The sequence below is a fragment of the Enterobacter cloacae complex sp. 2024EL-00711 genome (genome assembly GCF_047529885.1).
GTDB lineage: Bacteria > Pseudomonadota > Gammaproteobacteria > Enterobacterales > Enterobacteriaceae > Enterobacter > Enterobacter ludwigii.
The window spans coordinates 366,166-380,499 of the sequence record NZ_JBLIZC010000001.1 but is presented as its reverse complement, the minus strand read 5'-3'; the positions used below and the strand labels follow the sequence as shown (position 1 = coordinate 380,499).

Annotated in this window: 13 protein-coding genes; 8 read left to right on the top strand and 5 right to left on the bottom strand. The window is 54.3% G+C overall.

Going from position 1 to position 14,334, the window contains the following annotated elements; translation table 11 throughout:
- The first annotated feature begins 519 nt into the window (after positions 1-519).
- The 4 genes from ACMVME_RS01855 to ACMVME_RS01840 all read left to right on the top strand — a co-directional run bounded on the left by ACMVME_RS01855 (position 520) and on the right by ACMVME_RS01840 (position 4,906).
- The gene (locus ACMVME_RS01855; protein ID WP_068794614.1) at positions 520-1,323 is read left to right on the top strand and encodes a DUF6694 family lipoprotein; all 804 of its coding nucleotides are present in this window, start codon (positions 520-522) and stop codon (positions 1,321-1,323) included.
- 302 nt (positions 1,324-1,625) lie between these two features.
- Entirely contained in the window at positions 1,626-1,901 is a 276-nt protein-coding gene (locus tag ACMVME_RS01850; protein ID WP_014169989.1) for a metal/formaldehyde-sensitive transcriptional repressor, read from the top strand.
- A 33-nt stretch (positions 1,902-1,934) separates the two neighbouring features.
- Complete coding sequence (locus tag ACMVME_RS01845; RefSeq protein WP_014169990.1) at positions 1,935-3,053, top strand: S-(hydroxymethyl)glutathione dehydrogenase/class III alcohol dehydrogenase; 1,119 nt, start codon at positions 1,935-1,937, stop codon at positions 3,051-3,053.
- Between the two features lie 161 nt (positions 3,054-3,214).
- Positions 3,215-4,906 (top strand): methyl-accepting chemotaxis protein, encoded by a 1,692-nt coding sequence (locus ACMVME_RS01840; RefSeq protein WP_025204238.1) that lies wholly within the window; start codon positions 3,215-3,217, stop codon positions 4,904-4,906.
- Between the two features lie 57 nt (positions 4,907-4,963).
- On the opposite strand, the gene ACMVME_RS01835 is transcribed toward ACMVME_RS01840, so the two are convergent.
- From ACMVME_RS01835 to ACMVME_RS01820, 4 genes are all read right to left on the bottom strand, one after another.
- A complete protein-coding gene (locus ACMVME_RS01835) occupies positions 4,964-7,345 on the bottom strand; it encodes a glucose/quinate/shikimate family membrane-bound PQQ-dependent dehydrogenase (protein WP_068794615.1) in 2,382 nt (793 codons plus the stop codon).
- A gap of 282 nt (positions 7,346-7,627) precedes the next feature.
- A complete protein-coding gene (locus tag ACMVME_RS01830; protein WP_014169993.1) occupies positions 7,628-8,551 on the bottom strand; it encodes a LysR substrate-binding domain-containing protein in 924 nt (307 codons plus the stop codon).
- A gap of 186 nt (positions 8,552-8,737) precedes the next feature.
- Positions 8,738-9,622, bottom strand: a complete 885-nt coding sequence (locus tag ACMVME_RS01825; RefSeq protein ID WP_068794616.1) for an SDR family oxidoreductase — start codon at positions 9,620-9,622, stop codon at positions 8,738-8,740.
- Between the two features lie 64 nt (positions 9,623-9,686).
- Positions 9,687-10,076 (bottom strand): YdeI family stress tolerance OB fold protein, encoded by a 390-nt coding sequence (locus tag ACMVME_RS01820; RefSeq protein ID WP_020884197.1) that lies wholly within the window; start codon positions 10,074-10,076, stop codon positions 9,687-9,689.
- Between the two features lie 138 nt (positions 10,077-10,214).
- Here ACMVME_RS01820 and ACMVME_RS01815 point away from each other — a divergent pair, with 138 nt between their 5' ends.
- Genes ACMVME_RS01815 through ACMVME_RS01800 form a run of 4 tightly spaced genes read left to right on the top strand, consistent with a single transcriptional unit; the run spans position 10,215 to position 12,708 of the window.
- Complete coding sequence (locus tag ACMVME_RS01815) at positions 10,215-10,718, top strand: hypothetical protein (RefSeq protein ID WP_068794617.1); 504 nt, start codon at positions 10,215-10,217, stop codon at positions 10,716-10,718.
- A 9-nt stretch (positions 10,719-10,727) separates the two neighbouring features.
- Entirely contained in the window at positions 10,728-11,174 is a 447-nt protein-coding gene (locus tag ACMVME_RS01810; RefSeq protein WP_068794618.1) for a DUF421 domain-containing protein, read from the top strand.
- Positions 11,175-11,185: 11 nt separating this feature from the next.
- A complete protein-coding gene (locus tag ACMVME_RS01805; protein ID WP_337275475.1) occupies positions 11,186-11,704 on the top strand; it encodes a 2-oxo-tetronate isomerase in 519 nt (172 codons plus the stop codon).
- A gap of 17 nt (positions 11,705-11,721) precedes the next feature.
- Entirely contained in the window at positions 11,722-12,708 is a 987-nt protein-coding gene (locus tag ACMVME_RS01800) for an SDR family oxidoreductase (protein ID WP_025204235.1), read from the top strand.
- On the opposite strand, the gene ACMVME_RS01795 is transcribed toward ACMVME_RS01800, so the two are convergent.
- Positions 12,709-14,334, bottom strand: a complete 1,626-nt coding sequence (locus tag ACMVME_RS01795; protein ID WP_068794619.1) for an alpha-amylase family protein — start codon at positions 14,332-14,334, stop codon at positions 12,709-12,711.

Here is a 14,334-nt window from a genome sequence, read left to right as displayed (position 1 = left end):
GGAGAGTCACTGGGATGCACCCGACACCACGATTCTTTCTTTAATTTTTTATCCCATTGGAAGGGTATAGAGTGCACAAGTTTAATTCCTCTCTTCTTGCGATTTTTTTGCTGACAGGTTGTAGTTCCGATCTGGTTCTCAGCCCACCTCAAAAACCTGAATACAAGGCTATGCCAGAGATAACCCAGTCTGTGACGCCATCCCAACAGCGTGCGATCATGGCTGGCGAGAGGCCTGATTGGTCAGAAAGGACGCCAGTCGGCACCATGAAACGATATTGATAAATACCTAGCGACCAGGGCTGCCATTCGGTGGCCTTTTTTATTGTGATGAATGAGCGGGATGTGATAGCCGCAGCCAAAACGCAGAAGGCATGGTGAAAACGACCCTGCGCCTGGCGTTGATAATCACCAGACGTGTGGAATGCAACTGAATCAAGTTAATGTTCTATATGCTTATTTTATCAATGCACCAATTCCTGATAAGATTGTTCCTAATTTTTACTGATGGAATAGGGACATGAAAAAAATTGTTGGCGTGATATTACTTTCCTGCTTACTTGCCGGTTGCGATAAACCACAAATTGACTCATCAACTGATGATGCAATGAAATCGTCTATAGCTAAAGTCAGAGAGTCACTTCCGGAGAATAAGCGGGAGGAGTTTGATAGCGCTCTGCAAGTTGTGGCATTCAGTAACATCAACATGGCTGATCTCATGCATGCTTCATCAGACAATGACAAAGAAGACCTCAGCAAAAAGATGCGCGAACCCCTGTCGGGAAAGACTGCTGAGGAAGTCATTTCTTATGCTCAGAAAGTAACAGCTGAGAGAGAGCTTAAGCAGAAAGAACAGGCAATTCAGGAAATTAAAACGCTAGAAAAGAAAAAAGCTGACTCAGATATGGCTAAAGAGGAGCTGAAGAAAATCCAGGTTTTATCAGCCAGATTTACCAGGGAGCCTGAGGCAGACGGTGAGCCACAACCCGTAATTAGACTGGTTGTAAAAAACAAGAGTGAAAACGTTATTTCCAGAGCCTACCTGCATGGAGTGATAGCAAGCAGCGGACACTCAGATCCCTGGTTGGAAAGTAAGTTCTTTTACGATATTCCTGACGGGCTTAAACCGAATGAAGAAGCTACATGGGCTCTGGCTCCGCCTAAAAATTCTGAATGGGGTCAACTTTATGCCCCAAGCGACGCTGTTTTCACTGTGACAGTCATGAGAGTAGACGGTACTGATAAGCGGGCGTTGTTTGATGCAACAATGTTTACAGAGGAAGACGGTAACAAGCTTGATGAACTGAAGAAAAAATACCCGTGATTTTTAGCTAAAAAAATGACCCGCTTAGGCGGGTTTTTTTACGTCCGGAGGAAACGTGGCGACAGATATATTAACCTGGTGAACCCAGATACGGGCAGAAAGGGAAGGGAAGTTTAGTCACACGATTCGTTCTGCATCCTTTGGTCGTGGTTATGAGCAAATCGCAGGAGATGAACTAACCCTGAGCAGCAATTCTGGCTGATGACCCTCTCAGCTAACTACACGATAACCACGTCAAACCTAATGTTTACATAAACCTGTTTTAAAATATACAATACCCCCCTATAGTATCAGGAGGGCGTATGCCGCATTCACCCGCAGATAAAAAACGTATTCTGACGCGCGTCCGCCGCATTCGAGGGCAGGTTGATGCTCTTGAGCGTGCACTGGAATCGGGCGACCCCTGTCTGGCCATCCTGCAGCAAATTGCCGCCGTGCGCGGTGCTGCGAATGGGCTGATGGGCGAAATGGTTGAAATTCACCTCAAAGATGAGCTGGTGACCGGGGAAACAACGCCGGACCAGCGGGCCGTTCGCATGGCAGAAGTCGGCCATTTGCTGCGCTCTTATCTAAAATAAACCCACAGACCTCACAATAAGGGAAGAGACATTATGAAATCTCGCGCTGCTGTCGCATTTGGCCCCGGCCAGCCGCTCAAAATCGTTGAAATCGACGTGGCTCCGCCGAAGAAAGGCGAAGTCCTGATCAAAATTACCCATACCGGCGTGTGCCATACCGATGCGTTTACCCTTTCGGGTGACGATCCTGAAGGCGTGTTCCCGGCGGTACTCGGCCACGAAGGCGGCGGGATTGTGGTGGAAGTTGGCGAGGGCGTGACCAGCCTGAAACCGGGTGACCATGTGATCCCGCTGTACACGGCAGAATGTGGTGAGTGTAAGTTCTGTAAATCCGGCAAAACTAACCTCTGCCAGGCGGTTCGCGCTACTCAGGGTAAAGGTCTGATGCCAGACGGTACCACTCGCTTCTCCTATAACGGTGAGCCGATCTATCACTACATGGGCACCAGTACCTTCAGCGAATACACCGTGTGTGCGGAAATTTCGCTGGCGAAAGTGAACCCACAGGCGCCGCTGGATAAAGTTTGCCTGCTGGGCTGCGGCGTAACCACCGGGATTGGCGCGGTGCATAACACCGCAAAAGTGAAAGAGGGCGACACCGTTGCGGTGTTCGGTCTGGGCGGTATCGGTCTGGCGGTAATCCAGGGGGCGGTGCAGGCGAAGGCGGGTCGTATTATCGCTGTCGATACTAACCCGGAGAAATTCACACTGGCAGGCGAAATGGGTGCCACTGATTTCGTGAACCCGAAAGACTACGATAAGCCGGTTCAGGATGTGATCGTTGAGATGACCGATGGCGGCGTTGACTTCAGCTTCGAATGTATCGGTAACGTTAACGTGATGCGCTCCGCGCTTGAATGCTGCCACAAAGGCTGGGGTGAGAGCATCATCATTGGCGTTGCCGGTGCGGGCCAGGAGATCAAAACCCGTCCATTCCAGCTGGTGACCGGCCGTGTGTGGCGTGGTTCAGCGTTTGGCGGCGTGAAAGGGCGCACCCAGCTTCCGGGCATGGTGGAAGATGCAATGGTCGGGAAAATTCAGCTCGACCCGTTCATTACCCATCGCCTGCCGCTGGAGCAAATCAACGACGCGTTCGATTTGATGCACGAAGGTAAGTCCATCCGTACCGTGATTCACTTCGGCGACAAGTAACTCTTCTGCCAGCGGTTTTTTTGCCGCTGGCGTTTCCTGCATAATCTTCTCTAAAGTGTGACCTGCCTTGCGCTTTTAGCCGTAAGCTAATCTCCAGCCGTGCCGATGACTATTTTACAGGCGTGTTTTTACGCATCTTACCTACAAGAGAGTCGACGGTCATGGACAACACAACAACGATGCAGGCGCAGCGCACGCTGAGCTTTTTGCATCATATCAGGCTGGTTCCGCTGTTTTCCTCCATTCTCGGTGGCATTATTTTGCTGTTCGCCTTGAGCTCAGGTCTGGCGGGCTATTTCCTGCTGCAGGCAGACGCCGATCAGCAGGATGTCACATCAGAAATTCAGGTGCGTATGGGGCTGTCGAACAGTTCTAACCATCTTCGCACCGCGCGTATCAATATGATCCACGCTGGCGCGGCCAGCCGTATCGCCGAGATGGATGCAATGAAGCAGAACATCAGCGAGGCGGAAAAACGTATTAAGCAGTCTCAGGATGGCTTTAATGCGTACATGAACCGCCCCGTTCGTACGGCGGAGGATGAAGCGCTGGATGCCGAACTGAAAACACGCTTTGACGCCTATATCGCGGGCCTTCAGCCGATGGTTAAATTTGCCAAAAACGGCATGTTTGAAGCGATCATTAACCATGAAAACGAATCCGCGCGCCCGCTGGATGACGCCTATAACGCCGTCCTGCTGAAGGCGATTAAGATCCGTACCGACCGGGCCAATGCCCTGACGGCGCAGGCGCACAGCCGCACGCAGCTGGGCCTGATGTTTATGGTCGGGGCGTTTGCCCTGGCGCTGGTGTTGACCGCGCTGACCTTTATCGTGCTGCGCCGCACGGTCATCAATCCGCTTCAGCGTGCTGCTACGCGAATCGAGAACATTGCAAAAGGCGACCTGACGATGCCGGATGATGTCGCCGGGCGCAGCGAAATTGGCCGGCTGACGCGCGACCTGCAAACCATGCAGCACTCGCTGGAGACCACGGTTGGCACCGTACGCCAGGGGGCGGAAGAGATCTATCGTGGAACCAGTGAAATCTCGGCTGGCAACACCGATCTCTCATCCCGTACCGAACAGCAGGCGGCCGCCATTGAGCAGACTGCCGCAAGTATGGAACAGCTGACCGCGACGGTGAAACAGAATGCCGATAACGCGCACCATGCCAGCAAGCTGGCGGAAGATGCCTCCGGTAAAGCCAGTCGTGGCGGCCAGATGGTCTCCGGCGTGGTGAAAACGATGAGCAATATCTCCACCAGTTCGAAGAAGATCTCTGAGATTACTGCGGTAATTAACAGCATTGCGTTCCAGACCAATATCCTGGCGCTCAATGCGGCAGTAGAAGCAGCGCGTGCGGGTGAACAAGGACGCGGCTTTGCGGTGGTGGCGAGCGAAGTGCGCACCCTGGCGAGCCGAAGTGCAAATGCCGCGAAAGAGATTGAAAGCCTGATCAACGAGTCGGTTTCCCTGATCGATCAGGGTTCCGGTGAAGTGGTCGCCGCGGGCAACACCATGAACGACATCGTCGATGCGGTGAAACGCGTCACCGATATTATGCTGGAAATTGCCGCCGCCTCCGACGAACAGAGCCGCGGTATCGAGCAGGTCAGCCAGGCGATTTCGGAGATGGACAAAGTAACGCAGCAGAACGCCTCGCTGGTGGAAGAAGCCTCTGCGGCGGCGGCCTCCCTGGAAGAACAGGGCGCACGCTTGACCGAGGCAGTCGGGGCATTTCGTCTGAGTGGCGCTAAGCCTGGCCGTTCAGTCTCGTCTGCGCCAGCGGTGAAAAACGCACCTTTACGTCCTGCGCCTGCGGTGTCGGGTGATAACTGGGAAACGTTCTGAGTCGTCCGGGGTAAACGGGTGAAAAAAAAGGGACCGTCAGGTCCCTTTTTTATTGCGTTACTGCTTATCCGGCAGCGCGTAGGCAATCACGTAATCACCGCGATCCGGCGACTGACGGGCACCCCCCGCGTTGATGATGATGTACTGTTTACCGGTTTTCGGTGAAACATAGGTCATCGGTCCGGACTGGCTACCGACCGGCAGACGGTCTTTCCAGATCTCTTTCCCGGTGGCGGTATCAAACGCGCGCAGGTAGAAATCCTGGGTGCCGGCAAAGAACAGCAGACCGGACTGGGTAGCGAGGGACGCGCCCAGGGTTGGCATACCGATTGGGATCGGCATATGCATGCGAATGCCAAGCGGGCCAGTATCTTCCACCGTACCGACCGGAACCTGCCACACCAGCTTGCCTGATTTCAGGTCAACGGCTGACATGGTGCCAAACGGTGGCTTCTGACACGGAATGCCCAACGGCGACAGGAAGCGTTCACGCATAGCCCCGAACGGCGTACCGTCCATTGGCACAATACCCATCTCAATGCCGCTTGCGTTTTTCGCCACGTTGGCACGCGGTACCATGTAGTTTGCCAGGCCCAGGCGCATATCGTTAACGAACATCAGGCTGTTGTTCGGGTCGATTGAGACGCTGCCCCAGTTCATCCCGCCAAGGGAGCCCGGGAACTGCAGGGAACGGTCGAGACCCGGTGGGGTGAAGACGCCCTGGTGACGCATCTCTTTAAACTGAATGCGGCACAGCAGCAGGTCTACTGGCGTCGCCCCCCACATATCCGATTCGGTCAGCGTCTGGTTGCCAATCATCGGCATGCCAACAGAGTACGGTTGGGTCGGGGAGTAACGTTCACCTTCAACGTTACCGGCCGGTACCGGGCGCTCTTCCACTTTCGCCACGGGCTTGCCGGTTTCGCGGTTGAGCATAAAGATCATGCCCTGCTTGCTGGTCTGCACCAGCACCGGCGTGGTGCCACCTTTACCGTCGGGTAAATCGTACAGCAGCGGCTGGGAAGGGAGATCAAAGTCCCACAGGTCGTGGTGGGTGGTCTGGAAATGCCAGCGCACCTGGCCGGTGGCGGCGTCCACCGCCACGATGGAGGAGCTGTACTTGTCATCCAGCGCCGTACGCTCACCCGCCCAGAAATCTGGCGTGGCGTTGCCGGTTGGCAGATAGATCAGGTTCAGTTTTGCATCGTAAGACATGGCAGACCAGACGTTCGGCGTGCCGCGTGTATAGGTCTGTCCTTCCGGTGGAAGGCCGGTCAGCTGCGGATTACCTGGATCCCATGCCCATGCCAGCTTGCCGGTATGAACGTCATACGCACGCACGACGCCCGGCGGTTCGCCGGTGGAGAAGTTATCCGCGATACGACCGCCAACCACCACCACATTCCCCGCGACCAGCGGCGTGGAGGTCTGCTGATAGTAACCCGGCTTGATTTCCCCCATCCCGATGCTCAGGTCAACGGTGCCACGATTGCCAAAGTCTTCACAGACCTTGCCGTTATCTGCATTGATGGCTATCAGTCGCGCATCGGTGGTCGGCAGGAACAGACGACGAGGGCATGCCGCAGGTTGTGTATCTCCCTGTGACGTTGTCACGCTGCTGTGGTCTTCAAAATAGCCCAGACCGCGGCAACGCTGCCAGTTCGGTGCCGAGGCTTTCGCGTCGTAACGCCATTTTTCTTTACCGGAGTCGACGTCCAGCGCCAGGACTTTACTGTACGGCGTACAGACATACAGCGTGTCGCCAATTTGCAATGGGGTGTTCTGATCTTCCGCACCGGAGCCGTTGCTCTGAGGAATATCCCCCGTGTGGGCAACCCAGGCCACCTTCAGATCGTTCACGTTTTGTTTGTTAATTTGATCGAGGGCGGCGAAGCGGTCACCGTGGGTGGTATTGCCCCAGTGCGCCCAGTTTTTCTGCTCCTGACCCGGTGCGACCGGTTTTACCGGTACCGGCTCATTCGCCGCCACCAGCGTTTGCGGCTTGAACATCCAGCCGAGGCTCACCAGCATCACGACCGCCAGAACGGCCGCGACGCCAAACGCCGGTGCTTTATTCGGGGCGTTGTGGTTTGCTGCGCGCATAAACGGCCAGACGATGGCACAGAGGAAGGCCAGCACGGCAAACGTAAAGAGGCGCGAGAAGAGCGGCCAGAAATCCCATCCGGCATCGCTGACGGCCCAGAACAGCGAGGCGATAAACGCGATGCCATAGAGGACGATCCCGCTGGCGCGGTTGATGAAAATCAGGACGGCGGCAATCACCATCGCCACGCCCATGATCAGGAAGTACCCACTTCCGCCTACGGTAACAAGCTTTAAACCTAAGCCGCCAACAGCCAGACCGATGAGCGTCATCAGTCCGGCAAGGAGCCACTGCAGGATACGGGGTATCCCACGTGGCGCGCTGCCAAATGCCATTTCTGTCTCCTTTAAATCCCCCGCGTTGCGGAACGGTGCCGAATATGTACCAATTGGGTAATAATCGCGGAGGGGGATGAGGTTTTATACGGTTTATCCGCATCATGTGCGGATGAATTCCTGTTTAACAAATAGCATGCGAACCATTTGGTGAATTCGCGGCTATGATAAAACTGTTAAATTGTTTTACGCAATTGTTAATGGATGATTTCGCATTTTTTGACCACAGAAACAAAAAACCCGTCGACAGGACGGGTTAGTGGTTGAGGTTGTAAAGGCGTCTCAGGCAGGCATGGATTTGCGGATGGCGCTGAGCAGCGTCTGCGCACCCGGGGAGAGCGGGGTATCCACGCGGGTTAATATACCGATAGGTTCGCCCGCACCTGGCGACGTCACCGGCAGTGCGGTAAGCGTGCCCTGGCGGAGATCATCTTTCACCGCGCCGGAGGGAACGAACCAGACGTAGTCATAATCCACCGTAAGCTGGCGCGAAAGCGAGGCCGACAGCGTTTCGATGCAACCTGAAGGCAGTGAGCAGCCCTGCATCTGCAGCAGTGTCTCGGCGTTCTGACGCGGAACGGTGCCTTTTGGGGATACTACCACCGGCCACTCCATTACGCGGCTTAACGTCACCGTATCCTGCAGCAGGGGGTGACCGGGACGCACGACCAGCTTCAGGGATTCCAGGAATAACAGCTCGTAGTTAAGCCCGCCCATAAGCTCGGGGTCGGACATGCGCCCGATACCGAGATCCAGTTCGCCGGATTTTAGCCCGGCGAGCAGCATGGTGTTATTCATGGTGGCAACCTGAATAGTGGTATGCCGCTGATGTTTGTGGAACTGCCCAATGACCGGAGGCAGAATGCCGAGCGCCGCCGTTGGCAGGGCACCCACGCGCACAATCTCCGTGGCGTGCTCCTCTTTGCGGTTGAGCGACTGTCCGGCAGTATTCAGCGCATCGAGCACCTTGACGGCGTGCGTCAGGAATTGTTCACCCACGAGGGTGAGTTGTGCCCCCAGCCTACCGCGGTCGAAGAGACGGGTTCCGGTGAGTTGTTCCAGCTCGTTCAGCGTTTTGGAGAGCGCAGGCTGGCTTAGGTTGAGAGTTTCAGCCGCTCGCCCCAGCGTTCCCTGTTGAGCGACGGCCACAAATGTATGCAAATGGCGCAAGCGTATGCGCTGACTGAACAGACCATTTTTTTCCATAGGCGATGTTAAAAACAGAGCGATGCGGGTGACAAGCTAAGTTGTTTAATTTTGATAACTTGATAGCAAAATATTTTTAACATTTGATCTGTTTGAGTTACAACATGTTTTTTGGCAGGGGGGAGAGGAAGAACGTCCCTGTTCTTTTCGAGCATATTGAGAGCGTTACGTCAGTGTATAGCCGGGTTAAATCACGCCATCACCGCCGTCAGAGCACCATACCTGACCGGAGGTAAATGAACATTCATCCGAGGCCAGCGTGACATAGAGCGGTGCGATTTCAACAGGTTGACCCGGACGCCCCAGCGGGGTATCACTACCAAACTCTTTCACTTTTTCCATCGGCTGGCCGCCGCTGGATTGCAGCACCGTCCAGTAAGGGCCCGGGGCAACCGCATTGACGCGTATTCCTTTTGGACCAAGCTGTTTCGCTAAGGATTTGGTGAACACCGCCAGACAGGCTTTTGTCTGGGCATAATCCAGCAGCACAGGGCTGGGCTTAACCGCCTGGACCGAGGAGGTATTAATGATAGAGGCCGACGGTTTCAGATGGCGCAGCGCCGCTTTGGTTATCCAGAAAGGCGCATAGACATTGGTTTTGAAGGTCGCGTCAAAATCTTCCGTGGTGAGCTCTTCAAGGGATTCCCGGTATTGCTGACGACCGGCGTTATTCACCAGAATGTCCAGTCCCCCCAGTTTGGCCACCGCCTCTTCTACCAGATTCTGGCAGAACGTCTCATCACGGATGTCACCCGGCAGCGCGACGGCAATGCGTCCTTCCGCTTTGATAAGCTCAATGACGTCAACCGCGTCTTTCTCTTCTTCAGGCAGATAGTTAATTGCGACGTCAGCCCCTTCACGGGCGTAAGCGATCGCGACTGCGCGACCAATACCGGAGTCGCCTCCGGTGATCAATGCTTTCTTGCCGGCAAGGCGGCCATGCCCTTTATAGCTCGTTTCCCCGTGGTCGGGTACGGGTTGCATTTCTGATGCCAGTCCCGGCGGCGTTTGCGGTTGCTCCGGGAAAGGGGGTTGCGGGTAAGCGTTCTGACGTTGTGTAGTATCACTCATAGCTGACTCCTTAAGCCAAGGGGTGAGATTTGATGGATAGTTGCAGCGTTAACGCTTCGCTGAATTATTTCTGCAAATGATCGACGCGCACGACAGGCGGCGATGATTTCTTATCAAGCGATCCGTTGATACTGATCATCTGATCGGGTTTTACTGTTCTGCCGTCGAATACTGCCTGGGGAATAATAACGTCTATTTTTCCGGTTTTATCCTGGAATACAAACTTATCGCCGCTACCGTCAATAAGGTTTCCGCGTAATGAAATAGTCGCACCATCATGCATTTCTTTTGCATGATCGATGGTCATAATTCGTGCATCATCGGTTCCACGATAACCGCTATCCAGTGCGTGCGGCGGTGGCGGTGCTTCACCTTTTTGTAACCCGCCGTTATTATCTGCCCATGCGGCCGGTACCAGAAATATCAAAAAAGCGGAAATAAGCGATAATTTCATCTGATATCCTTCATTTTGTGTGTCTTGACTTATTAAGTATTGTTGCTATTCCTTTATGTGGCAAATGTGATAAGTCTTAAAAACATTCGCTTTTGAAATCAAAAATATCGGTTAATAAGCGAAACGGTGATAGCCGCCATGAAGCGTCAAAGTGATAAGCTACCTGGGATAGATGAGAATTACCGATTGCTGACGTTTGAATATGGATTTCGTCAGGTGGGTTTTATTGTCCTGCTGATCATTATCGTTGCGGCGATAGCGGGCTTCTTTTCAAGCGGAGTGGTGAGTGATACGCAAAGAACAAACTCGGCAAAGTCGCTGACCATCAACTACGAGCGCTTTGGCCGACGCCAGACGGAGTCGAAGATCCACCTTTCATTCCCGGTCAGAACAGAAGGGAAATACACCCTGAGTGTGACCAGCGAGAGCAACGATGTTTACGAGCCAGGAAGCGTTTGGCCGCAACCGGACAGCATGTTTAGTCGCGGGAATACGCTCTTTTTTGTGTATAACAACCTGAAAATGTCCGACAACTTCTCTGTCTTACTTTTCACGACCCCTGCACGCGCAGGTAAATGGAACAATGTCGTTCGCATAAACAACGAGCCGGAAATCCCTTTCTGGCAATTAATTTACCCGTAGGAGGCTGATATGGATATGGTCTTTCGTGCGCTGGCTATTTACCTGTTCCTCGTCGTGGTATTTAAAGTTGCCGGACGGCGTGCTTTGCTGCAGATGACCAGCTTTGATCTGATTCTTCTGTTAATTATCAGTGAGGCGACGCAACAGGCGCTGCTCGGGGAAGATTTTTCGATCACCGGCGCAATGATTACCATTACCACGCTGGTGGTAGTGGATATTATCTTTGGGGTAATGAAAAAATATTTCTCACCGGTAGAAAATATTCTTGATGGCACTCCGGTGATATTGGTTGAGAACGGCGTGCCGCTAGCAGATAAACTCAAAAAAGTCGACGTTTCCTGTGATGATATTCTGGTATCAGCACGCCAGAATAATGGTGTTACGCAGCTGAGTGAAATTAAATATGCCATTCTTGAGCGCAATGGTCATATTTCAATCATTCCTTTTGAGAAGTAAGAGGCCACGAAATGAGCAACCTTCACCATGATAACAATTATACCGTCGCCGAACTGACCAAAAAAGTGGCGAGCAAATTGACAGATCTAGGGCTTCGCTTAACCACGGCAGAATCCTGCACCGGCGGAAAACTCTCCGTCGCCCTTTGTGCTGAAGAGAACACGGCCGAATTTTATGATGTCGGCCTGGTCGTGTTCAGTGACGGCGCAAAAGAGCGCATTCTGGGCGTGCGTCCTGAGACCCTTGAACGGTATACGGCCGTGAGTGAACCGACGGTAACCGAAATGGCCGCCCGGATCCTGGAGATTGCCCAGGCAGATGTCAGTATTGCTATCAGTGGTTATGCCGGGCCAGAAGGGGGCGACGATGGCACGGCGGCAGGGACCGTTTGCTTCGCCTGGAACCTTCGCGGACACACGGAAACCCGTACCATCCTGTTTTCCGGCGACTGCCAGGATGTGGTTGAGAAGGCGGTGCAGTATTCATTGTCTGAATTAGTGACCAGATTATCAGGCTGGGATAACGAGTAAATTTACGCGGAGGTTCTATGGCTGTGATTGTCATTACCGGGGGTACGGCGGGTGTGGGAAAGGCAACGGCGCTGCACTTCGCAAAGGCAGGCTACGATGTGGGGATTATTGCCCGCGATGAGACAAGCCTGCACTCGACCCAGGAGGAGTTAACGCGATTTGGCGTCAAAGCCTGTGCGGTACAGGCGGATGTCGCCGACAGCCAGGCGGTGGTGGACGCGGCAAACGAGATTGAATATCGCCTCGGTGCGATTGATGTGTGGGTTAACAATGCGATGGGTGCGGTGCTGGCACCGTTTCGTACCCTGACGCCGGATGAATTTCGCCGCGTCACTGACGTGACCTATCTTGGCTTCGTAAACGGAACCCGCGCCGCGCTGGAATTGATGGTGCCACGCGATCGCGGCGTGATTATTCAGGTCGGGTCCGCGCTGGCCTACCGCTCGATCCCATTGCAATCGGCCTACTGCGGCGCCAAAGCGGCGATTCGGGGATTCACCGATGCGGTGCGCACGGAACTGATGCATGAGAACAGCCGGGTGCAGCTTTCAATGGTGCAGATGCCGGGGCTGAATACACCGCAGTTTGACTGGGCAAGAAACAAATTCGCCTGGGCTATGCGTCCGGTTCCGCCAGTGTTTGAGCCTGAAGTTGCCGCGAGCGCGATTTTTAAGGTCGCGCAAAAACCGGTGCGCGAACTGTGGGTGGGCAGCAGTACCATTCAGTCGATCGTCGGACAATTCCTCTTCCCGGGTTTCCTGGACCGGCTGATGGTGAAGAAGGCCTGGGAAGGTCAGATGACTGACGATCTGAATGACCGGGATCGCCAGGATTATCTCGACCAGCCGGTCAACGACCTGCACAAAATCCATGGGCGTTTTACCCCGGAAGCGAAAAACCGCGCCACGGCGATCACGTCAGGTGTGCCCGGGAAAGTCCTGTTAGGCTCCCTCGCGGTGGCGGGCGTTGTGCTGACGCGGCTCATGACCCGGCGTAAAAGGTAATCAGCGCAGCGCGCTACGGTTAGTCCAGAACCAGCGATAGCCGTAGCCGCTGAGGGTAAGCTGGACGGTTTTGCCACAGATCAGCGTGTCGTCATAGCGTTTATCCGCCAGGCAGGCGGTCCAGGTGGCGTGACGGATCCCGCGGGCGGTAAACTGGACCGGCTTGTCGCTAAAGTTAACGAAGGTCAGGATACTGCGCGCTTCGGCTTCGTAATAAATGCCCAGTACCGCGTCATCATCAATATTGATGAGACGAAACGGTGCGACAGCAATCTCCGGAAATTCAGAGCGCGTATTGGCCATGTCGATGATCCGGTGCAGCAGGGAATTGCGGTGCAGCAGGGAATCGGCCACGTTGATTTTCTGATAACGCCAGGGACCGCGATCGATGATCGGGGCGATAAACCGCTCAGGATCCGCTGCTGAAAAGCCACCGCCCTCTGACCCCGCCCACTGCATTGGCGTACGCACGGCATAGCGCTCTTCCAGCGTCAGATCATCACCCATGCCAATCTCATCGCCGTAGCGCATGACCGGCACGCCTGGGAGTGAGAAGAGCACCGCGTGGCAGAACGCCAGCCGTTTTTGATCGCCCTTTAACATCGGTGCCAGACGGCGTCGTATCCCGCGCTGGTAGACGTTCATCTCTTCGTCAGGGGCGAAGGTGTCGACCACAATCTGTTTCTCTTTTTTACCAATCCCTTCCAGATCTAACTCATCGTGGTTGCGCAGCCAGTTGGCAAAGCAGCACGAGTCAGGCGGGACAATCATCTTCCTTATGGCATTGCGCAGCGGTCGGGCGCTTTTCCTGGCAAGGCTGACGTAGAAATACTTATTGAGCCAGAAATTCAGCACCAGATTCAGACGGTTATTTTCGCCGAAATAGTCTTTATACGCCTCCACGTCGACGTCCACCTCACCGAGCAGGATCGCTTCCGGATTACGTGCTTCAATAAGGCGGCGCATATGCTCCAGGATCCATAACCCCTTTTTCTCGTCACCGCCGCCTGCCTGCGCGGTCAGGTGCGTTGCGGCATCAAGGCGAAAGCCCGACACCCCGAGCTTGAGCCAGAAGAGGATAATATTTTCGATCTCGTTGAGCAGCGCGGGGCAGGTCAGATTCAGGTCGGGCTCGTGGTGATAGAACATATGTCGGTAGTATTGCCCGGCCTCGTCATCCCATGTCCAGACGCTCTCTTCCACGCCGGGAAACATCGGGGAGGTATCGTCCTCGTTATTATCCGACCAGATATAGTAGTCACGAAAAGGTGAAGTTGGGTTGCGGCGCGCCTGCTGAAACCAGGGATGGGCGTCCGAGGTGTGCTGAATCAACAGCTCAATAATGACCTGCATACCCAGCTCCCGGGCCTGTTCAATAAAGGCGATAATGTCGGCCAGCTTTCCGAAGCGAGGATCAACCTGCAGATGGTCGCTGACGTCGTAGCCTTCATCCAGAAACGGGGTGAGGTAGAAAGGGGTGATCCAGATAACCGTCGCCCCCATGCGGCGAATGTAGCGCAGCTTTGCGCCAATCCCGGCGATGTCCCCGCAACCATCGCCGTTTAAATCATAAAAGAGTGCAGTATCAATCTGATAAATAATGGCTCGGGTATGCCAGTCTGCCAT